Annotated in this window: 19 protein-coding genes; 14 read left to right on the top strand and 5 right to left on the bottom strand. The window is 53.4% G+C overall.

Annotation, left to right across the window (positions count from 1 at the left end):
* The first annotated feature begins 832 nt into the window (after positions 1 to 832).
* Positions 833 to 1,447, top strand: coding sequence for a DUF1294 domain-containing protein (locus tag LJ739_RS00855; protein WP_229156704.1), 615 nt, complete (start codon positions 833 to 835; stop codon positions 1,445 to 1,447).
* Positions 1,448 to 1,502: 55 nt separating this feature from the next.
* On the opposite strand, the gene LJ739_RS00860 is transcribed toward LJ739_RS00855, so the two are convergent.
* Together LJ739_RS00860 and fliK are read right to left on the bottom strand one after the other, a co-directional pair.
* On the bottom strand, positions 1,503 to 1,820 hold the full coding sequence (locus tag LJ739_RS00860; protein WP_229156705.1) for an EscU/YscU/HrcU family type III secretion system export apparatus switch protein: 318 nt from the start codon (positions 1,818 to 1,820) through the stop codon (positions 1,503 to 1,505).
* Positions 1,817 to 3,673 (bottom strand): flagellar hook-length control protein FliK, encoded by a 1,857-nt coding sequence (fliK, locus tag LJ739_RS00865; RefSeq protein ID WP_229156706.1) that lies wholly within the window; start codon positions 3,671 to 3,673, stop codon positions 1,817 to 1,819. Before fliK ends, LJ739_RS00860 begins: the two co-directional genes overlap by 4 nt.
* Before the next feature lie 217 nt (positions 3,674 to 3,890).
* Between fliK and ccmA the strand changes: the two genes are divergently transcribed.
* The 10 genes from ccmA to LJ739_RS00915 are packed head-to-tail and all read left to right on the top strand — an operon-like array spanning position 3,891 to position 11,637.
* The gene (gene ccmA / locus LJ739_RS00870; protein WP_229156707.1) at positions 3,891 to 4,520 is read left to right on the top strand and encodes a cytochrome c biogenesis heme-transporting ATPase CcmA; all 630 of its coding nucleotides are present in this window, start codon (positions 3,891 to 3,893) and stop codon (positions 4,518 to 4,520) included.
* On the top strand, positions 4,517 to 5,179 hold the full coding sequence (ccmB, locus tag LJ739_RS00875) for a heme exporter protein CcmB (RefSeq protein WP_229156708.1): 663 nt from the start codon (positions 4,517 to 4,519) through the stop codon (positions 5,177 to 5,179). The genes ccmA and ccmB overlap by 4 nt, the downstream gene beginning before the upstream one ends.
* Positions 5,179 to 5,937: a heme ABC transporter permease gene (locus LJ739_RS00880; protein WP_229156709.1), complete on the top strand. Its 759-nt coding sequence runs from the start codon at positions 5,179 to 5,181 to the stop codon at positions 5,935 to 5,937. Before ccmB ends, LJ739_RS00880 begins: the two co-directional genes overlap by 1 nt.
* Positions 5,927 to 6,154 (top strand): heme exporter protein CcmD, encoded by a 228-nt coding sequence (gene ccmD / locus LJ739_RS00885; protein WP_229156710.1) that lies wholly within the window; start codon positions 5,927 to 5,929, stop codon positions 6,152 to 6,154. Before LJ739_RS00880 ends, ccmD begins: the two co-directional genes overlap by 11 nt.
* Positions 6,151 to 6,624, top strand: coding sequence for a cytochrome c maturation protein CcmE (ccmE, locus tag LJ739_RS00890; protein WP_229156711.1), 474 nt, complete (start codon positions 6,151 to 6,153; stop codon positions 6,622 to 6,624). Before ccmD ends, ccmE begins: the two co-directional genes overlap by 4 nt.
* Entirely contained in the window at positions 6,624 to 8,627 is a 2,004-nt protein-coding gene (locus LJ739_RS00895; RefSeq protein ID WP_229156712.1) for a heme lyase CcmF/NrfE family subunit, read from the top strand. Before ccmE ends, LJ739_RS00895 begins: the two co-directional genes overlap by 1 nt.
* Positions 8,627 to 9,199 (top strand): redoxin family protein, encoded by a 573-nt coding sequence (locus LJ739_RS00900; protein WP_229156713.1) that lies wholly within the window; start codon positions 8,627 to 8,629, stop codon positions 9,197 to 9,199. The genes LJ739_RS00895 and LJ739_RS00900 overlap by 1 nt, the downstream gene beginning before the upstream one ends.
* A 4-nt stretch (positions 9,200 to 9,203) precedes the next feature.
* On the top strand, positions 9,204 to 9,641 hold the full coding sequence (locus LJ739_RS00905; RefSeq protein WP_229156714.1) for a cytochrome c-type biogenesis protein: 438 nt from the start codon (positions 9,204 to 9,206) through the stop codon (positions 9,639 to 9,641).
* Positions 9,638 to 10,837 (top strand): c-type cytochrome biogenesis protein CcmI, encoded by a 1,200-nt coding sequence (gene ccmI, locus LJ739_RS00910; protein ID WP_229156715.1) that lies wholly within the window; start codon positions 9,638 to 9,640, stop codon positions 10,835 to 10,837. The genes LJ739_RS00905 and ccmI overlap by 4 nt, the downstream gene beginning before the upstream one ends.
* Positions 10,837 to 11,637 (top strand): MlaA family lipoprotein, encoded by an 801-nt coding sequence (locus LJ739_RS00915; RefSeq protein ID WP_229159365.1) that lies wholly within the window; start codon positions 10,837 to 10,839, stop codon positions 11,635 to 11,637. The genes ccmI and LJ739_RS00915 overlap by 1 nt, the downstream gene beginning before the upstream one ends.
* Positions 11,638 to 11,705: 68 nt before the next feature.
* On the opposite strand, the gene galE is transcribed toward LJ739_RS00915, so the two are convergent.
* The 3 genes from galE to LJ739_RS00930 all read right to left on the bottom strand — a co-directional run bounded on the left by galE (position 11,706) and on the right by LJ739_RS00930 (position 14,680).
* Positions 11,706 to 12,728 carry a UDP-glucose 4-epimerase GalE gene (galE, locus tag LJ739_RS00920; RefSeq protein ID WP_229156716.1) on the bottom strand — a complete coding sequence of 341 codons (1,023 nt, stop codon included), beginning with the start codon at positions 12,726 to 12,728 and terminating at the stop codon, positions 11,706 to 11,708.
* Positions 12,728 to 13,045: a DUF6170 family protein gene (locus tag LJ739_RS00925; protein WP_267494117.1), complete on the bottom strand. Its 318-nt coding sequence runs from the start codon at positions 13,043 to 13,045 to the stop codon at positions 12,728 to 12,730. The genes galE and LJ739_RS00925 overlap by 1 nt, the downstream gene beginning before the upstream one ends.
* Before the next feature lie 120 nt (positions 13,046 to 13,165).
* A complete protein-coding gene (locus LJ739_RS00930; protein WP_229156717.1) occupies positions 13,166 to 14,680 on the bottom strand; it encodes a peptide MFS transporter in 1,515 nt (504 codons plus the stop codon).
* Positions 14,681 to 15,019: 339 nt separating this feature from the next.
* Between LJ739_RS00930 and LJ739_RS00935 the strand changes: the two genes are divergently transcribed.
* From LJ739_RS00935 to LJ739_RS00945, 3 genes are read left to right on the top strand one after another with little or no spacing between them, the layout of a single operon-like run.
* Entirely contained in the window at positions 15,020 to 17,728 is a 2,709-nt protein-coding gene (locus LJ739_RS00935) for an SLBB domain-containing protein (protein ID WP_229156718.1), read from the top strand.
* A 36-nt stretch (positions 17,729 to 17,764) separates the two neighbouring features.
* A complete protein-coding gene (gene gspG, locus LJ739_RS00940; protein WP_229156719.1) occupies positions 17,765 to 18,163 on the top strand; it encodes a type II secretion system major pseudopilin GspG in 399 nt (132 codons plus the stop codon).
* On the top strand, positions 18,156 to 19,811 hold the full coding sequence (locus tag LJ739_RS00945) for a GspE/PulE family protein (RefSeq protein WP_229156720.1): 1,656 nt from the start codon (positions 18,156 to 18,158) through the stop codon (positions 19,809 to 19,811). The genes gspG and LJ739_RS00945 overlap by 8 nt, the downstream gene beginning before the upstream one ends.
* Positions 19,812 to 19,887 lie beyond the last annotated feature (76 nt).

A 19,887-nucleotide genomic window follows, 5' to 3' on the forward strand; every position in this document is an offset into this window, starting at 1 on the left:
GAGGCTGGCCCTTGCGGCGAGGGCAGGGACAGCCCGAGTAATCCTTCTGCTCAATTTCCTATCGTTGTAATACGTGGCCGCAGTCATCGACCGGGGTTTTTGTTTTTTGTCGTGTACGAGGAGATGAGAACCTCCTCAGGTTCGACGCTTTTGCCGGGAGCAAAAGCGAACAGCCGGAGGCTGGCCCTTGCGGCGAGGGCAGGGACAGCCCGAGTAATCCTTCTGCTCAATTTCCTATCGTTGTAATACGTGGACGCAGTCATCGACCGGGGTTTTTGTTTTTTGTCGTGTACGAGGAGGGTAAGCCGCGGCGAGCAAAGTGAGTGAGCCGTGATAGGTGATCACGGCGAGAGTGGCGCACGACACATCGTGGACGATGTGGCTGGAATCAGGTTACATGGACGTAGTGTCGACTGCCTGAGACTTTTTAAGTCTGATAAGCAAAAGCGAACAGCCGGAGGGTGAGGCTTCGTTCGCTGAAAGCGATGAGGCGTGAGTTAACCTCACGCCGAAAGAAACGAACGACGGTACAGGACGTACCGGCCGGGAGAGTTACCAGGGATGGGGTGCGCCAACGTTATGCTTGCGACTAGGCGATCGCATTTTCTGCCGAACAGTATCCTATATTTGTCACCCGGTCATCGACCGGGGTTTTTGTTTTTTGTCGTGTACGAGGAGATGAGAACCTCCTCAGGTTCGACGCTTTTGCCAGCAATAACGACCGTCTTTACAAGGTTGAAAAATTTATCCATCCTAGTTGCAGAGCGTTTCGCGATAGGCCATGCGAAGCCCGCCGGGGGTATTAACACAATAGGCCTGAAAGGATGAACAATTGAGATTTCAAGGAAAGCTGCTCCAATGGGATGATGAAAGAGGTTTTGGTTTTGTGCAACCAAACGGCGGTGGGCCACGGGCGTTCGTGCATATCTCGTCATTCACAAAGCCTTCTAAAAGACCAGCAATCGGCGACGTGATTATCTATGAGCACGTTGAGGATCCCAATAAGGGGCTAAGGGCAATCAATGTCCGTCTGCTTACGGGTGCCAGAAGGGGCGCAACAAAAAAACACATGACGTCATCGCCGTTTGGCAGCACATTTGTCGCTGCTTTTTGCGTTATTCTGGCTGTCAGCGTGTTGCTACAGTTTTTGCCGTTAGCGGTTTTGTATATTTACCTAACCGCCAGTGTTTTAGCGTTTTTGGTCTATGCATTGGATAAATCCTCCGCACGACGTGGCAGATGGCGCACGCCAGAAAGTCACTTACATCTGCTCAGTTTGGTAGGTGGTTGGCCAGGCGCTTATTATGCGCAAAAGCGGTTGAGGCATAAATCCAGCAAAGTAGCCTTCAAGCGTGTGTTTTGGGCAACGGTTTTGTGTAATGTTGCACTGTTTGTCTGGCTTTTCAGTGACCAGGGGCGTTCGTTGTTAACTGCTTTTGTCGGTTAACGGTGCCCCTGTCCAGCGTGTTAGCAGAGGATTGCCGTTAGGTCATCGAGTAAGGCTAGGCTTCGGTCGACACCTTGCCAAACTGCTTGGCCCAGCTCTGTGGAAATTTGCCTTGTAGCACGTAGGAAAAAGCGATTAACTCGGCGATCACATGGTACAGCGCTTTGGGGATGTCCTGGCCAAGTTCCAATTGACTGAGGAACTCGCTCAGGTAGGGATCTTCATGTACCAGTACACCGTTGGCTTTGGCCACTGCGATGATTTCTTCCGCCAATTCACCAAACCCTTTGGCGATCAGCACCGGGGCTTGATCGTCACCTTCCTGGTACTTTATTCCAACCGCACGGCGATTACCGGGTGTGTTGTCTGTCATGCTTTGGCCTCAAAAATCTGAAAAGGACGTTCGCGCAAGGATTCGGGGATCTTGCCTAATTGGCAGGTCGGGGTTTCCATTTCGATACCCAGGGCGGCAAAACGTTGTTTGAGCAGGGGCAGGTATTGGTGTACCCGCTCAAGCGCTGCTGTCGTTGATGCATAGAGATCCAGTGCAAGCGTTTCCTGCTGCCAACGGGCTTTGCTCAGCACAGCGCCCATTTCACCGATATCCAGTCGCATAGTCAGGTGCCAGCAGGTGCTGCTGGTTTGTTGCTGTTTGTTGTCATGTTTATCTTCGGTCTGTCGACGGATCAGGATTTCGGTGTCTTTGCCGTTTTGTCCGAGCATGCTCGGCAACACGTAGTACAGGGTGTCCTGACCCTGCATGCTCTGCTCGGCACTGTAAAGCTTATTGCTCTGATGGCCCGATAGCAGCCGCATGACACTGTGCAACAGACCCATGCGTTGGTCTTGCATTTGCACATCAGCCAGCAGTCGTCTCGGTGCCGTCCCGCCGGTGGTTTTCGCGCCGTCGACCAGTGCGCCGCTGAAAGACGCCAGTATCTGGCTGGCCAGTTGCGGGTGCTGGCTGGTCAGTCGTGCGCCCATGGCTACCTGCAACAGGCTGATCAAGGTAGTGATCAGGTGCGGTCGGGGCTGGGCTGCAACGAGTTGATCGCTGGCCATCGGCAACGGTGTCGCGCCAAGCAGCTGGGTGATACGTGCGGCGTCAGTAGTGTCACCGCGGGGCACGGATGCAGAGAGCTGCGTGGCGAGGTTGCTGAAGGCTTCCCTCAGCGCCGGTGCCAGTTGAGGCGAAGATTGTTGTAACTGGGTCACTAATTCAGCGAGCCCTTTGGAGGGCGAAACCTGATGGGGCTCGAGTTGTCGTTGCAGTAAAGCGAGCAAGCGGCCTAGGTCCTGCTGACTGCCGACCACTGAGGTTGTTCCTGGCGCGGGTTGGGACGTTAGCGGCGCAGTGCCTTGTATGCCGGATTGAGGCGGTTGTGCAACCAACCCTGCTTTGATCAATTGATTGAGCTGTGCGTTGTCCAGCGCAACTTTAGCGATTTCTGGCAGACCCTGTTGCTGTAACTGAGCGCCGCCGGGGGTGATGTTGACAATTGGCGGCGAAACCGGGCCACCTTTCACGTTGGGAGGCGCGACTGCAGTCGCAGAGGGCAAGGTGCTGCGCAGGGTTTCATTGAGGGGAAACTGGATCGTCTGAGCGCTGCTCAATTGCGGTAGCAACGTCGCCACAACGGCCGCACTGACAGTACTACTTGCCAGGCTTGGGGTAGTGTTCGGGCGCGCCAGGGTCAGCTGCCAACCCTGTCTGCCCGGTGCCACCGTGAGTTCCACCTGTGTACCCGGTTTCAGGGTGTTGGCGTTTGTGTCGCCGAGTTTCAGCGCCAGCGGTTGTTGCAAACCCGCCAGCTTAACCCAAACCTGGCCATCCTCTACCCGTTGAACGGTAGCGGGGAAACGCAGCGTCGGCGGATTGGTGACGGTTTGTTGAAGGCCCCGCAACAGGCTTTCAAGCTGGCTTTGATTCAAAGGGGTTTGTAGCGATGTTGGTGTGTTGCTCAGAAATTGCAGTTGGGTTTGCAGTGCATTTTGCACCACCTGAACCTGATAGGCGCCTGCTGGCAGTTGGCGCAGGGTTTGACTGTCAACCGGTAGTTTGGTGCTGGCCTTGCTGTCGGGACGGGCGAGTTGCAACGCATTGCCCGCCAGGTGTTGCACCAGTATCGGCTTGGCCTGGCTGGCCAACGTTGTGTTCGACGCCGGTGACAGTTGCTTCAGGGCCTGTCCCAGCAGTTGATTGGCAGAAAGCTGTACGTCACTCATAAACAGGTTATCGGCAGGGGAACATGATCCTGATCAATTCATCCTACACTAATTCTGGTCGTCGCTGGCAAGTTTGTCGATTCCCGATAGTATGCCTGATTTTGTCGACAGATATACGCCCAATACACAGCGCAATCAGTTGGTTGGGCGTCGCTTTAGTGGTATGCTACGCGACACTTTTTTGCCCGTTTTATTGCTCATTTTACCGGGGATCGGTTTGGTAGTGCTTTCAGGTCATCAGCTCGCTTGTCGTAAAAAAGACCGAGTGTTGTTCAGTCAACTGGATATTTCGGTTGGGCAAGGCCAGTTGTGGTATGTCAGAGGGCCTAATGGCGCTGGCAAAACCAGCCTACTGCGGATCCTGGTCGGCTTATCCGAAGCCGCTGAAGGGCAAGTCTTTTTTCACGGTCAGCCGCTGCATGACGCGCGCCATGAGTTTCACCAGGCGCTGATGTTCCTGGGCCACAAGCTCGGTCTCAACCGCACCCTCAATGCCCTCGAAAACCTGTCCTTCTGGTGCCAGCAAAATGGCCTCCAGGTATCGCAGGAAACCCTGTATCAGCGCTTGGCGTTGTGGGGGTTAGTCGGGCTTGAAACCATTCCCGTCAGTGAACTGTCGGCAGGTCAGCAACGACGGGTTGCGTTGTGTCGCCTGGGTCTTAAACCCGATGCGCAGCTATGGGTTCTGGATGAGCCTTACACGGCACTTGATGTGGATGGGATTGCGTTGTTAGACGCTGGTATCCTGGCGCACTTGCAACAGGGGGGAGCCGTTATCATGACCTCCCATCAGCCGTTGTCTATCGAGTGGACGGTGGAGCACTTGGTGCTGGAGTATCAGATTTGAAATTACGCGCCGTACTGTATCGAGAATTGACCCTGGCTTACCGCCAGAAGGCGGAGTTGATCCAACCGTTGCTGTTTTTCTTATTAGTGGTGACGCTGTTTCCGTTGGGGGTAGGTCCCGGACCGGAGACCCTGCAAAAAATTGGCCCTGGCGTGGTATGGGTGGCTGCGATTCTTTCCTCATTGTTGGGCATGGATCGTTTGTTTCGTGATGAATTCCTTGATGGCTGGATGGAGCAAACCCTGCTCAGCCCCATCGGCCTGGGATGGGTTGCGCTGATCAAAGTCCTGGCCCATTGGGTGATCAGCATTGTACCACTGCTGCTGATATCACCCCTGATGGCACTTTTTCTGAATTTAACCGTACCCATGTACACGGCACTGGTGATCACCTTGTTGGTGGGCACGCCATTGCTGAGTCTGGTAGGGGCGATTGCGGTTGCCCTGACGGTTGGCTTGCAGCGTGGCGGTGTTTTGTTGGCATTGCTGCTGTTGCCGCTGTTTGTACCCTTGCTGATCTTCGCCACCTCGGCAGTGGATGCGGCGAGCATGCAGTTGCCTTATACGCCCCAGATTGCGATCATCGGGGCCATGTTAATGTTGGCGCTGGCATTAGCGCCGTTTGCCATTGCGTATGCGTTAAGAGTGAGTCAAAACTGATGTGGAAATGGTTAAACCAATATGCAAAACCTGAAGCGGCGTTCAATTTGTGCCGGCGCTTATTGCCTTGGTTCGGATGGTTGTCTGGTCTGTGCCTGACCGTTGGTACCGTGTGGGGATTGGCCTACGCGCCGGCTGATTATCAACAGGGCGATTCATTCCGCATTATCTACATTCACGTGCCCAGTGCGATCTTGTCCATGAGTGGCTATGCCGCGATGGCTGTTGCTGCGTTGGTAGGTTTGGTTTGGCAATGGCGGACGGCCTATATGACCATGATAGCGATAGCACCCGTCGGTGCGGTGGTTACGTTTATCGCACTGTTCACCGGCGCCGCGTGGGGCAAGCCCATGTGGGGAACCTGGTGGGTGTGGGATGCGCGCCTGACGTCGGAATTGATCCTGCTGTTTCTGTATTTTGGGGTTATCGCCCTGTATGCGGCGTTTGATGACAAACAGCAGGGTGGCAAGGCGGCCGGTGTGATGGCCCTGGTTGGTGTGGTCAACTTGCCGATCATTCATTTTTCGGTGGAATGGTGGAACACCCTGCACCAAGGGGCCACCATTACCAAATTCGGTAAGCCGTCGATTGCGCCGGAGATGCTGTGGCCGCTGTTGATCAATCTGCTGGGCATGGCCCTGTTCATGGCGGCCGTGTCGGTACATCGCCTGCAAAATGAAATTTTACGTCGTGAATTGCATCGCCCCTGGGTGATGAGCCTGTTACACCATAATGGAGAAAAGTCACGTGCAGTTTGATAGCTGGCAAGCCTTTGTTGATATGGGCGGATATGGTTTTTTTGTCTGGTTGTCTTTTGGTGTGACGGCACTGGCGATGCTGGGCAGTATTGTCGAAAGCCGGGTCGCGCGCCGTCGATTGATCAAGGCGTTGCATGAAGAAGTGAAACGGCAGGAGCGCATTGCTGCCGCCAAAGGTGTGAAACGTGGTTTAGATGCTCAGGAGGTACGAGGATGAATCCCCGTCGTCAAAAACGGTTAGCCATCGTGGCGTTGGTTGTGTCGGTTGTTGCTGGTGCGGTTGGCTTGATGCTGTATGCGTTGAACCAGAACATTGACCTGTTTTATACCCCTTCCGAAATCATCGATGGCAAACAAGGCACTGTTCCACAGGTGGGGCAGCGTTTGCGTATCGGCGGAATGGTCGTACCCGGCTCGGTGAAGCGTAATCAGGAAACCCTGGCGGTGAGTTTTGACCTGGTTGACACTGGGCCTGCCGTAACGGTCAGTTATCAGGGCATTCTGCCGGATTTGTTCCGAGAAGGACAAGGCATTGTGGCGACCGGTGTACTGACGGCTGCCAACCGTATTCAGGCCGAAGAGGTGCTGGCTAAGCACGATGAAGAATACATGCCGCCGGAACTGGCTGAAAAGATGAAAGGGATCAAACACGTTAAGCCTGACAACCTGGCAACGGGAGGTCACTAATGTGGCCTGAAATTGGCAACCTGTCATTGGTCATCGCGTTGATGATGGCCATCTTGCTGGCGATATACCCGTTGTGGGGGGCGCACCGCGATCAGCACAACCTGATGGCGCTGGCCAAACCCCTGGCGATTGGCATGTTTTTGTTCACTGCCGTGGCATATGCAACCTTGACCCACAGCTTCATGGTGGATGATTTTACCGTTGCCTATGTGGCCGGGCACTCCAACAGCCAATTGCCCTGGTATTACAAGTTCACTGCCGTGTGGGGCGGGCACGAAGGCTCGTTTCTGTTATGGGTGCTGATATATTCCATCTGGACCGTGGCGGTTGCCTTGTTCAGTCGTGCGATCCCGCTACCGATGGTGGCTCGGGTATTGGGGATCCTCGGTGCTGTGGCGGTTGGGTTCTACCTGTTCATGTTGCTGGCGTCCAATCCCTTTGAGCGATTGTTGCCGTTCTACCCGGTCGACGGCCGGGATCTGAATCCGTTGTTGCAGGATTTTGGCATGATCATTCATCCGCCGATGCTGTACATGGGCTATGTGGGCTTCTCGGTGGCCTTTGCCTTTGCCGTCTCTGCGCTGATTTCAGGCCAACTGGATTCCACCTGGGCTCGCTGGTCGCGCCCCTGGACGATTGCGGCGTGGGGCTTCTTAACCCTCGGTATCGCGCTGGGTTCCTGGTGGGCCTATTACGAGCTGGGCTGGGGTGGCTGGTGGTTCTGGGATCCGGTCGAGAATGCGTCTTTCATGCCCTGGTTGGTAGGCACCGCGTTAATGCACAGCCTGGCGGTAACAGAGAAACGTAAGATCTTTAAATCCTGGACCGTTTTGCTCGCCATAGCCGCGTTTTCGCTGAGTTTGCTGGGCACGTTCCTGGTGCGCTCCGGCATCATTGTGTCGGTGCACTCCTTTGCCAGTGACCCGACCCGAGGCCTGTTCATTCTGGGTATTCTTGGTGTGGTGGTGTGTTGTTCGTTGTTACTGTATGCCATGCGTGCGCCACAACTGCGCAGTACCGGACGCTACAGCTTGTTTTCCCGCGAAGTGCTGTTGATTGGCAACAACGTGTTGCTCAGCGCTGCCACCATTGTGGTATTGCTCGGCACGCTGCTGCCACTGGTGCACAAAGAACTGGGGCTGGGGTCAATTTCCATCGGAGCACCCTTTTTCAACCAGATGTTTGTCTATCTGATTGTGCCCTTTGTCTTGCTGCTCGGCGTCGGTCCGCTGACCCGCTGGAAAAATCAGCCCGCGGGCGCGCTACGCAACCAATTGTTGCTGGCCATGGGCCTTGCTTTGTCGGCGGCGTTATTGGTGACGTTCAGTTACAGCACGCCGGCGTATCTTGGCGCGCTGGGCATGGTATTAAGTTTCTGGATCCTGGTGACCAGTGTGCAGGAGGTGCTTGCCCGTTTGAATGCGGCAACCACGGACCTGCCACTGATGCAACGTCTGCGCATGCTGACGCCCAGCCATTGGGGCATGATCCTGGGCCACGTGGGCTTCGCGGTGACATTGATTGGTATCACCCTGGTGAGCAACTATGAGACCGAAAAGGACCTTCGTATGGGTGCCGGTGATGAAGTGAGCCTGTCCGGTTATACGTTCCGGTTTGAAGGGGTCAGCGATCTGGTTGGGCCCAATTACACCGGCCATGCCGGTGAGTTTTCGGTGTGGGTGAATGGCAAACAAATCAGTCAGCTACACGCCGAAAAGCGTTTTTACCCGGTGCAACGGATGCCGATGACCGAAGCCGCCATTGACAGCGGATTGGGTGGCGATTTGTTTGTGGCGCTGGGAGAAGCACTGGACAACGGCGATTGGGCCGTGCGCATCTATGTGAAACCTTTTGTTAACTGGATTTGGTTTGGCGCCGGGATAATGGCGTTGGGTGGTTTGTGTTCGATGTTGGATAAACGCTACCGAATGGCACGTACCGCGCGCAGTCGTCGACAAGCCACTTCAGCTACGCCGGGTAATGCACCGGTGCAGGAGGCGTGATGAAGAAGTGGAGTCTGTTTGCGTTACCATTGGTGCTGTTTGTATCACTGGCGGTATTTTTGTACCAGGGGCTGTTTTCTGACCCCCGTTCACGTCCATCCAGTGTGGTAGATACGCCGTTACCGCCGATGGATTTGCCGGATCTGATGTTCCCCGAGCAACGCTATTCTGTGACGGATTTTGAAGGCAAGGTCACCTTACTCAATGTGTGGGGCGTGTGGTGCGTTACCTGTGCCATTGAGTTGCCGTACCTGACCGAATTACGTCAACAGGGCGTGAACATTGTTGGTTTGTACTACGACCAGGATGTGGATCCGGACTTTGGCCAGAAAACCCTGGCCGAAATCCAGCAGGAAGTGCGCCTCAAACTCAACCAACTGGGCAACCCCTATCAGTACAACATTTTTGATACGTACCGGGATTACTCCCTGGATCTGGGGGTGACGGGGGCGCCGGAAACGTTTGTGATTGATAAGACCGGTCATATCCGTATGCACCACATCGGTGATGTTAATCCCCGAGTTTGGGAACATAAGATTGGTCCCATGTATCAACGCTTGCTGCAGGAGTAGAACGATGCAAAGAGTGATTGTAATGGCATTGTTGTTGTTCAGCCTGTGCGCTGTGGCCAGTGAAGAGATCTATGAGTTCGATGATCCTGCCCGGGAAGCCCTGTTCAAGGAACTGACCCTGGAGTTGCGTTGTCCCCAATGTCAGAACCAGAATATTGCCGACTCAAATGCCATGATCGCCCGGGATTTGCGACGCAAAGTGTACCAGTTGCTGCAGCAAGGCAAGAGTCGTGAGGAAGTGATCGATTACATGAAAGCCCGCTACGGAGACTTTGTGTCCTACGAGCCGCCGGTAACCCCTGCCACCATCTGGCTGTGGGTATTGCCCGTGGGCTTTGTGATCCTGGCGGGGTGGGTGATTGCCCGGTCGCGGCCCACTGCGCGAGTGGATGATGAAGACAAATTGGCCAAGGCCAATGCAATGCTGGAGAACGACGAGTGACCGAGTTTTACCTGATTGCCGGTGTATTGGTGTTGCTGGCGGTGGTGTTAATGACACTGCCCTGGAGCCGGTTTAGCCATCGCCAGGATCATCTGACCAACACCCAGATTGTGCGCCAGCGATTGCAGGAGTTGGAACGGGAATACCGCGAAGGATTGTTGTCAGACGCGGACAAGAATGCCGCCATTACGGAGCTGAAAGTGGCGTTGGCCGACGAGGGGGATCGTAAGGTTCACTGGCATCTCGGCAGTGGGCGTTGGGTCTGGTTGGGAACGGTTGTTGCGTTACTGGTTGGTGCGGGTATCTATGCGCGGGTCAATCAGGTCAGTCAGGTTCAGCACTGGCATGAAGCGCTGGCCTCGTTGCCGGGCTTGGCGCAGCGGATCGTGATCGACGGTGATCGTACCGTCAGTCCTCAGGAAATGCAGACATTTGCTCTTGGCCTGCGTACCGAGCTGGCACGCAAAGGCGGCGATGCTGCAGGTTGGCGTCTACTCGGCCGTTTACATGCTGCATTGGGGCAGATGGACAGTGCAGTACAGGCGTTTGAGAAGTCGCTGGCACTGGTACCGGATCACCCCGGCAGCCTGACCAGCTACGCACAGGCATTGATGATGCTGGGGCAGGATGAGGCGCTTGAAAAAGCGGATGTCGCCCTGGCCACGTTGGGCCGCGTCCAACCTGAAAACAGCACCGCCTTGGGCATGAGAGCGCTGTTAGCGGAACAACAAGGTGATACCCAGCTTGCCATCGCGCGCTGGCAGGAACTTCAGTCGTTGTTACCCGTGGATAGTCCGATGCAGGCTGAAGTGGTAAAACGTTTAGATGCCTTAAGTGGTAATGTCACGGCGGTGACCGTCACCGTGTCGGTGGCACAAGATCTACTAGCAAATCTGCCGGAGCAAGGCTATGTGTTTGTGTTCGCCCAGGATGCCGCCAGTGACAGCAGGGTGCCTGCTGCGGTGATCAAGCAACCCCTGTCGACGTTTCCATTGACCGTGACCTTGACCGACCAGAATGCAATGATGCCGGGCGTAACCCTGTCTGGGTTACAACAGGTGCGGTTGGTGGCGCGGATTTCTGTGGATGGCAATGTGGCGGCCCAGGCGGGCGAGTTAGAAGGAGAGGCGTCGTTTGAGCTGAATGTTGGCCAAACCCAACGCCAGGATATCGTGATCAGTAAGGAGATAATGTGATTCGAGCATTGCACATCGGTGTGATCGTCAGTCTGTTGCTGTTGTCTGGCTGTGCCAGTCGCGAGGCGACGGAGCAGCAAGTAGCGGCACAAAACAGCGGCGATCCCCGCGATCCCTTTGAGTCGGTCAACCGCGAGCTGTGGGATTTTAACTACGATATTCTGGATGCCTATGTGTTGCGTCCTGTCACCGTGGCCTACGTCGACTATATGCCGCAATTTGCCCGTACCGGTTTGTACAACATGGCGCTCAACCTTGAAGAGCCGAGCAATACCGTCAACAACCTGTTGCAGGGCAAAGTGGATGGCACCTTCATTAGTCTGGGGCGTTTTTTGATCAACTCCACCATCGGCTTGTTGGGCAGTATTGACGTTGCAACCCACATCGGGTTGGAGCGACGGGAAGAGGAATTTGGCGAAGTGCTGGGCAAATGGGGGGTTGATACCGGCCCTTATCTGATGGTGCCGGCGTTGGGGCCGAACGATGTGCGTTCAGGGACCGGTGATCTGGTCGACAGCGCCTATTTCCCGCTGGACAATCTGAATATCTATGTGAGTATTCTGCGCTCGGGGATCAAGGCGCTCGAAGCCCGTGCAACCTTGATGCAGCAGGAGCAGCAACTGGAACAGTCGCTGGACCCTTACACCTTTGTTAAGACGGCTTATTTTCAGAACCTGGAATTCAAAGTCACCGACGGTGCAGTCGGGGAAGATGTTGACGCCGAGGCACCGGATGCGCAACAGGAAGCCCTCAGTGATGAGGAACTCGAAGACATTGATGCGTTGCTTGATGATTTGTAACGGCCGCGTTATGGCCTAAAAAAAAGCGCCGACAGGCGCTTTTTTTGTATCCGGGCAATGGCAATCGACTATTTGCTATAGCCGTCAGGATTCTGCGATTGCCAGTGCCACGCGTCCCTGCACATGTCGGTCAGCGTGCGGGTAGCTTTCCAGCCAAGGGCTTGTTCCGCCAGACTCGGGTCGGCAAAACAGGCTGCCACATCACCCTCCCTGCGCGGCGCAATGCGGTAATTGATTGAACAGCCACTTTGGGCTTCAAATGCCTGGATCATTTCCAGCACACTGTAGCCTACCCCAGTGCCCAGATTGTAGGTGACCAATCCGCAATCCTGGTCAAGCTTACTCAGTGCTTTGAGGTGCCCATTGGCCAGATCCTCAACATGAATGTAATCCCGTACGCCGGTACCGTCAGGGGTATCATAATCGTCGCCGAACACCGCCAGTTGGTCCCGTTTGCCGGATGCAACCTGGGAAATAAACGGCATCAGGTTGTTGGGGATACCGTTCGGATCTTCACCGATCTGTCCACTGGGATGGGCACCGACCGGATTGAAATAGCGTAACAGGACGATGTTCCAGCGCGCTTCGGACTTGTGCAGATCTTTGAGGATCACCTCGACCATCAGTTTGGACTGTCCATAGGGGTTGGTCGGTTGTCCTGTCGGCATGTTCTCGTTCAAGGGCAAACTGATGGGATCGCCGTAAACGGTTGCAGAGGAACTGAACACCAGATTGTATACGCCGTGTCTGGCCATGGCTTCGACCAGCACCAGTGAGCCATAAACATTGTTCTGGTAATACATTAGTGGCTTTTCCACCGATTCTCCGACCGCTTTGAGACCGGCAAAATGGATCACCGCGTCGATGCTGTGGGCAGTGAACAACTGGTCCAACAGGGCATCATCACGAATATCGCCCTCGACAAAGGTGATGGATTTTCCGGTCAGGTGTTCAACCCGTCGAAGAGACTCCTTTGACGCATTGCTCAGGTTATCCAATACCACGACAGAATAGTCGGCCTCTAATAGCTGCAGTACAGTATGGCTGCCGATATAGCCGGCGCCACCGGTGACCAGGATTGTCTGGCGCATCACACGTCTCCTTGTGTCTGTTCGGTTTTCAGGTGCTTGGCACAAAAACTGTGTTGGATCGGGGTCAGCACCAAGGGGTATGCCAGGATCAGTAGTGCCGCCCAAACCAGTGCCCACCAGTCATCGCTGGCGCGCAGTATCAGTGCAAAAGCCGGTACGATGATCAGCAGTTTAAGCAGGTTGAGCAGGAGCTTCTCCGGCGGCGTCAGGCGTTTTTCCGCGTCACGCATGGCCTGCATACGGTCGCCAAACGGAAGATGTTTAAGTTGTGGTATCTGCCGGGTTGTAAAGTAGAGTTTCACGTCAAGTCGCTGCATTGGTAATTGCCAAGAAGGTGTATCTTAACAAGTTGGGCACTGAGGGCCAGCACAAACATACCCAACACCAACAAAAACGCCCGGTTAAACCGGGCGTTTTGGCGAGTTTATGATAAGCCTTTAGGCTGTCGCACTTTCCATATTGCTGTCTTTTTTCTCTGACAGTTTTTCCCACACCCGGGTTTTCAGCGTGAACAAGGCAATCAGAATACCGATTGCAATGGTGAACAGACTGATTTGCAGGTACAGGTTCGGCATTTGATCGACTTTTTCCGGGTCGAAGTTACCGGCCAGCAGGCCAGCAACAACGTTACCGATGGAGTAGGTCAGTACAAAAACACCCATCATCTGACCGGCGAAACGTTTTGGCGATAGCTTACTTACCGCACTCAGGGCAACCGGGCTCAGGCACAGCTCACCAACGGTATGCAGGAAGTAAGTGGCCACCAACCAATACGGCGCCACTTTCAGACCGCTGGCTGCCAACTGGGCGGCAAAGAACATGACGATGAAGCCGGTTGCCATGATGATCAGGCCCACTGCACACTTGATACCGTAGGATGGCTGAACCATCCGTTTACCCAGATTGATCCACAGCGCAGCAAAGAACGGTGACAGCAGAATGATGAAAAACGAGTTAGCCGACTGGAACCAGGCCGTTGGGATTTCAAAGGTACCGACGATTCGGTCGGTATAATCACGGCCAAACAGGTTCAGTGAAGAGCCGGCTTGTTCAAAGCCTGCCCAGAAAAAGATTGATGCCAGACACACCAGGAACAGGGCACCCAGACTGCGTTTTTCGTCGGCGTTGAGATTGCCAAACACGTAAACACCAGCGTAGTAGGCCAAAAAGACCAGGGTGATGGCGATGGCCACGTATTGGGCAAGGCTGACAGGGTCAATGCTGAAGAGTCCTGTCATCATGGCAAAGGTCAGGAAGGCCAGACCGACCAGAAACGCAACGATTGCCATCCAGCTGATTTTCACACCTTTGTCAGACATGCGAACCAAAGGCTCGGCACCGGCGCCTTCCAATTTAGGCAGAGTGGCACGGTATTGGATCAGACCGAGTCCCATACCGATCGCCGCGGCACCAAAGGCGTAGTGATAACCGTATTCGACCTGCAAGTAACCACACACCATGTAGCCAATCACTGAGCCGATATTGATACCCATGTAGTACAGGGTATAACCGGCATCACGGCGCTGATCTTCAGGACTATAAAGCTGTCCAACCATGGCGCCGATATTGGGTTTAAGCAGTCCTGTTCCCAGCACGACCAGGATCAGGCCGATGAAAAATGTTGTGTCACTGGGGATGGCCAATACAATATGACCTGACATGATGATCAGGCCCCCGTACCAGACTGCCCGTTGACCGCCAATCAGGCGGTCGGCAATCCAGCCGCCGGGCAGGCCCATGAAATACACCGCACCGGTGTAAAGGCCGTAGATGGCGGTAGCGGACGCTACAGTGATGGCCAGGCCACCTTCCTGCAGGCTGGCGGTCATAAACAATACCAGCAGGGCGCGCATGCCGTAATAACTCATGCGCTCCCACATCTCGGTGAAAAACAGGGTAGATAGGCCGCCTGGATGACCCAGGAAGTCTTTGGTTTGCGTTTTTGTCGTCATGTTACTGCCTTTAAAAAAACACCCACAGAGTGTGAGTTGCCCGTCGCGAACAGGTCTGTTTGTAATAATAATGGCGCGAAAAAACCTCGGCGCACGCCGAAACTGACATCGGGTTATACTAGAGCTTCTTGCATAACACAAGTCAAACACGGTGGCTGTCATACGAAGCGTTTGTTCGGGAACTATTTGGGGGCTTAGGCGTCTTGATGTTTGGGAACTGAAAAAAGCGCAATACTGGTGGTCTGATGCCCTTTACTGCTACGGTAGATCAGTTATCATGACCGGCTGTTCGAAAGGCTTTTAAAATTAACCTGTTAATAGCACGGAAGTCGTATTTTAATGAATGTAATTCGGGTACTCCTCACTGTCGTGTGTGCGTTGGTGGCATTCCAGCCCATCGCCCAAACCATGCCAACTCAGCAGCAAATTCAGCAGTTTAAACGCTTACCCAAAGCGCAACAGCAGCGAATAGCACAACAGATGGGCATCGACCTGTCACTGTTGGATCAGCAAGGGCAAGGGCAGTCCAATGAGTTTGACAATGCCACACAGGTTTACCCCAGAGGTACGCAATTTGATGAGTTCGGCAACCCCATCGAGGAAGATGAGCAAAAGGCCAGGAGCGAAGAAGATGACGAACTGGCCCTTTATGGTGCTGACATCTTCTCCAATGAACCCACCGGTTTTAATCACGAAATATCGATGCCTGTACCCGATCACTATATTATTGGACCTGGCGATGAGTTGGTTATTGCTTTGTACGGGAATGAGACCGATACGTTTACGCTAAACGTAGAGCGCGATGGCAGTATTCTTTTGCCCCCGTTGGGGCCGATTCAAGTGGGTTCATTATCCTTTGCTGATGCGACGCAGGCGATCCGCAACGCGGTTACACAACAACTCATTGGCGTAAAAGTCAGTGTAACAATGGGATCACTGCGCACAATGCGGGTTTTTGTGATGGGCGAAGCGTATAAACCCGGCGCCTATCAAGTCAGCGCTTTATCAACCATAACCAATGCCTTGTTTGCCAGTGGCGGTGTCACCGACATTGCATCATTGCGCACAATCAAGGTGAAACGGCAGGGTAAAACGGTGGTGGAGTTTGACCTTTATGACCTGCTCAACGAAGGTGACGCCAGCAGTGACATTACACTCCAAGACGGAGATGTTGTGTTTGTTCCTGCGCTCAAAGATACGGTCGAGGTTGACGGTCAGGTCAGACGTCCCGCCATTTATGAGCTAAAAGACGAGCGTCACCTTGATGAAGTGCTGGCTCTGGCTGGTAACCCATTACCATCAGCATACATAGAAGCAGTGAGCATTGGGCGCTTTGAACAGGGGCGCAAAATCCAGATCACTGCGGATGGTCGTCAGGGGGCAAACACACCAGTGTTTAGCGGGGACGAAATTAAGGTGCCTTCCGTGACAAAACGCGTGTCTGATGCTGTGACATTGATTGGTGCGGTGGCGAGGCCTGGTCGCTATCAATATCATCAAGGCGTGACCATTGGCACGTTGTTGGGAGATGTGAGCAAAACCGTGCTGGAAACGGCGGATCTCAGCTATATCCTGGTATTGAGAACCAATCCAGTAAACTACCAGATGCAGGTATTCCAACTGGATTATATTGATGTGTTATCTGGCCAAGCGGATGATTTTCCGCTGGCCTCGAACGATAAAGTACTGGTGTTTTCGCGCATTGAGAGTGAGAGCATCGGCGATATTGACTTGGAAGAACTGGCCTACACAGAAGAAGAGCTTGAAGAGCAAGAAAAAGAAGCCTGGGATGAGCGAATTGAAGATAAATTGTTCTGGCAAAGTGTTGGTTTGACGGAAGAAGATCCCAATGCTTCCGCCAGCAATGACCTCGAGGATTTGCAGTCTCAATCGATCATTACCTTGTCTGAACAGGAGCGAGAGCGAGTACTTGAATATCGGGATTCGACCTATTTCTCCCGCAAACGTATGCTCGCCCCCGTCATTGCAATGCTTCAGGAGCAAGCCCGCTACGGCCATCCTTTGCAACTGGTTGAAGTGAATGGTGAAGTTAAGGTGCCCGGTTTATATCCACTGCCGCAGAATGGCGGTTTGAAGGCCTTGATCAAAGCGGCTGGTGGGCTAACAGAGGCGTCCTATGCGCAATCATCAGAGATTACCCGCACCATGGTGGGGGAAGATGGCGCGACACGGATTGAGCACATTAAGTTTTCACCACAGACGGTCATTTCTGCTCAAACTGATGATATCACTCTGCACAGTAAAGACAGAGTGAATGTGTTTTCCGTACCTTCATGGCAGCAGGAACTGTCAGTTGAGGTTGTGGGTGAAGTTCAGTTCCCTGGTAAATATGCGATCCGTCGAGGCGAGTCATTGGCTGAATTGCTCGAACGTGTTGGGGGATTGACTGAGTTTGGTGATCCTAATGCGGCAATTTTCACTCGCGAGAAGCTCAAAGAGCAGGAGCGACGAAATTTACGGGATTTGGCCGAAGAGCTGCGCAAACAAATCGCCTCGGAGAGTTTGCGTCGCAGCAGCGGTGCCGGCGCTATTGTCAGTTATGACGAGGCCAAGAAGTTATTAAGGGATTTAACGCAAACAGAAGCCATTGGTCGTTTGGTTATTGACTTTGAAGCACTTCTGACCGGCAATGAGAGTGCCGATGTGTTGCTGGAAGACGGCGATACGCTCTATATACCCAGCAAAACTCAATCCGTTAACGTGATTGGTGAGGTGTATGTTCCAACGTCCCATTTGTACACAAATGACCTTACCTATCAGGATTACATTGAAAAGAGCGGTGGTTATCGCGCGTTGGCGGATGAAGATAGAACCTACATCATCCGCGCCAATGGCTCGGTGGTGTTGCCCCAACGAAATGGCGGGTTCTGGTTTGACGGTGACGCTGCAGATTCATTGATAAGGCCAGGCGATACCATCGTTGTGCCATTTGATTCTGACAATGTCGACAATATGACGTTGTGGGCGAATGCCTCACAAATTGCTTATCAGATTGCTGTGGCGGTAGCAGCCATCGGTAGCTTGTAACCTAGCAAAGATTAACCTGTGGAGTTGAGATACAGTATGCGAATGAAAAACAGCGGATTTACGTTGGTGGAGTTGTTGATCGTTATCGTGATCATTGGCCTGTTGGCGTCTTTGGTCGCACCTGAAATGTTCTCCAAAGTAGATTCATCCCGACAAAAGACGGCAACGGCGCAGATGCAAATGTTTCAAACAGCATTGGATACCTACCGACTTGACATGGGACGCTACCCTAAAACGCTGAATGAACTAGTACAATCGAGCGAAAATGGTTGGGATGGCCCGTATTTGCCGAAAAGTGTGCCCAATGATCCGTGGGGTAATCCGTATGTTTATGCTGCACCTGGCACGAACGGTAAGGCTTATGAGCTAAAGTCCCTAGGTGCAGATGGGCAACCCGGCGGCCAGGAACAGGATGCAGATATCATTCATGAGTAGTGCTATCGTAGAGGTGTTGCAACGCCACGGTGTCAATGCCCAAGACATTGACAAGGCTATCAGCTACCAAAGTAAACATGGCGGTCAGATTGAGCAACTGTTGGTCAACCTTGGTGCCCTGGCCGAAGAGGAACTCCCCCATGTCTACGGTGATTTGTTGGGGTGCTCGGTCGTTCTGGACGCCTCTGATTTGCCATCGTTGACACACGCTGATAGTCCGTCACTTAATCATCACTATCTCGCCCACCGGCACTGGTTCTTGTTGGGGCAGCGAGAAGGGACATTGGTGTTTGCCGCGCAATACCCGATGAATCGCGATGCGAAGCAGTACCTCGCCCTCGAGGGGGTTGATTATGACCTCATTGTGATAGCCGCCGATGTTGCGGAGTCGTTGCGTCAAACGGTTGTGGGTTCAACAGATTCACAGGATGCCCTTGAAGATTCTTTGCTATCGGATGTCGAGGAAGACAAGCTGCGCGAGCTCGCCAGTGAAGCGCCCGTTGTTAACTTGTTGAATTCATTGATTGCCAAGGGCTTGAAATTGGGCGCCTCTGATATGCATGTAGAGCCAGTCAAGGGCAGATGTCGAGTGCGCTACAGGATTGATGGTGTACTGCATGACAGTGAGACGATCCCTAAACGGCTGGAATTACCGGTTGTTTCGCGCCTGAAGATCTTGTCGAACATGGACATTGCCGAGAAGCGGCGTCCGCAAGACGGTAAGATAGAAATCAAAATCGCCAACGTTGAACTGGACATTCGTGTGTCGGCCTTGCCGCTCAATGAGGGCGAGTCGATTGTCCTGCGTTTTTTGCGCAAAGACAGCATACGCTACGATATGGATGTGCTCGGCATCGCCGCGGACATTCGACAGAAGCTGGCTGAAGACCTGAAGTCTACCGCAGGCGTTATTCTTTTGACCGGTCCGACGGGCTCCGGGAAAACCACCTCTTTGTACACCTTTCTCAATGAACTCAACGATGATGACGTAAAGATTATCACTCTTGAGGACCCGGTTGAATATCAACTGGAAGGGATCAATCAAGTCCAGGTCAACAATGACATTGGCTTTGACTTTGCCAGCGGACTGAGAAGTATTGTGCGTCAAGACCCTGATATCATCATGTTGGGGGAGATCCGCGATAAGGAAACCGCCAATATCGCAATGCAAAGTGCATTGACTGGTCACTTGGTGTTTTCAACCGTGCATACCAACGATGCACCGAGCGCATTCACCCGACTGCTTGATTTGGGCGTTGAGGAATTCCTGTTAAATGCCGCTATTGTCTCGATCGTTGCCCAGCGCCTGGCCCGTAAGCTTTGTGATAACTGTAAACAACCCGATCCAAATGCGCAGGCATTGATAGAACAATATCAGTTGCAAGATCGGGTCAAAGGACCTATTTCGCTCTACCACCCGGTGGGTTGCGAGGCTTGTGCTCATAGCGGTTATAAGGGGCGGACCGCAATCATTGAATATTTACGTTGTGATGACGACATTAAATCCTTACCCAAGGATCATCAGTTCATTCAGCGAGCCCGTGCACACAATCAACAGCAAGGACACAGAACCTTGCTTCAGGATGGTTTGCTGAAAGCCTCAGAGGGTATTACCTCAATTGAGGAAGTGATTCGGGTTGCCGGCTGATGAACTTCCAATACACCGCGTATGATGCTCATGGCGTCAAGGTCGAAGGACAACTCGAGGCGCAGGATCGAGAGGC

It is taken from the genome of Fluctibacter halophilus, assembly GCF_020687825.1.
Taxonomy (GTDB): domain Bacteria; phylum Pseudomonadota; class Gammaproteobacteria; order Enterobacterales; family Alteromonadaceae; genus Fluctibacter; species Fluctibacter halophilus.

Bases quoted from the DNA above. Each gene is read 5' to 3' on its own strand.
- LJ739_RS00860 (WP_229156705.1), bottom strand. From the start codon at position 1,820: ATGACAGACAACACACCCGGTAATCGCCGTGCGGTTGGAATAAAGTAC.
- fliK (WP_229156706.1), bottom strand. From the start codon at position 3,673: ATGAGTGACGTACAGCTTTCTGCCAATCAACTGCTGGGACAGGCCCTG.
- LJ739_RS00880 (WP_229156709.1), top strand. From the start codon at position 5,179: ATGTGGAAATGGTTAAACCAATATGCAAAACCTGAAGCGGCGTTCAAT.
- ccmE (WP_229156711.1), top strand. From the start codon at position 6,151: ATGAATCCCCGTCGTCAAAAACGGTTAGCCATCGTGGCGTTGGTTGTG.
- LJ739_RS00895 (WP_229156712.1), top strand. From the start codon at position 6,624: ATGTGGCCTGAAATTGGCAACCTGTCATTGGTCATCGCGTTGATGATG.
- LJ739_RS00900 (WP_229156713.1), top strand. From the start codon at position 8,627: ATGAAGAAGTGGAGTCTGTTTGCGTTACCATTGGTGCTGTTTGTATCA.
- LJ739_RS00905 (WP_229156714.1), top strand. From the start codon at position 9,204: ATGCAAAGAGTGATTGTAATGGCATTGTTGTTGTTCAGCCTGTGCGCT.
- galE (WP_229156716.1), bottom strand. From the start codon at position 12,728: ATGCGCCAGACAATCCTGGTCACCGGTGGCGCCGGCTATATCGGCAGC.
- LJ739_RS00925 (WP_267494117.1), bottom strand. From the start codon at position 13,045: ATGCAGCGACTTGACGTGAAACTCTACTTTACAACCCGGCAGATACCA.
- LJ739_RS00930 (WP_229156717.1), bottom strand. From the start codon at position 14,680: ATGACGACAAAAACGCAAACCAAAGACTTCCTGGGTCATCCAGGCGGC.
- LJ739_RS00935 (WP_229156718.1), top strand. From the start codon at position 15,020: ATGAATGTAATTCGGGTACTCCTCACTGTCGTGTGTGCGTTGGTGGCA.
- gspG (WP_229156719.1), top strand. From the start codon at position 17,765: ATGCGAATGAAAAACAGCGGATTTACGTTGGTGGAGTTGTTGATCGTT.
- LJ739_RS00945 (WP_229156720.1), top strand. From the start codon at position 18,156: ATGAGTAGTGCTATCGTAGAGGTGTTGCAACGCCACGGTGTCAATGCC.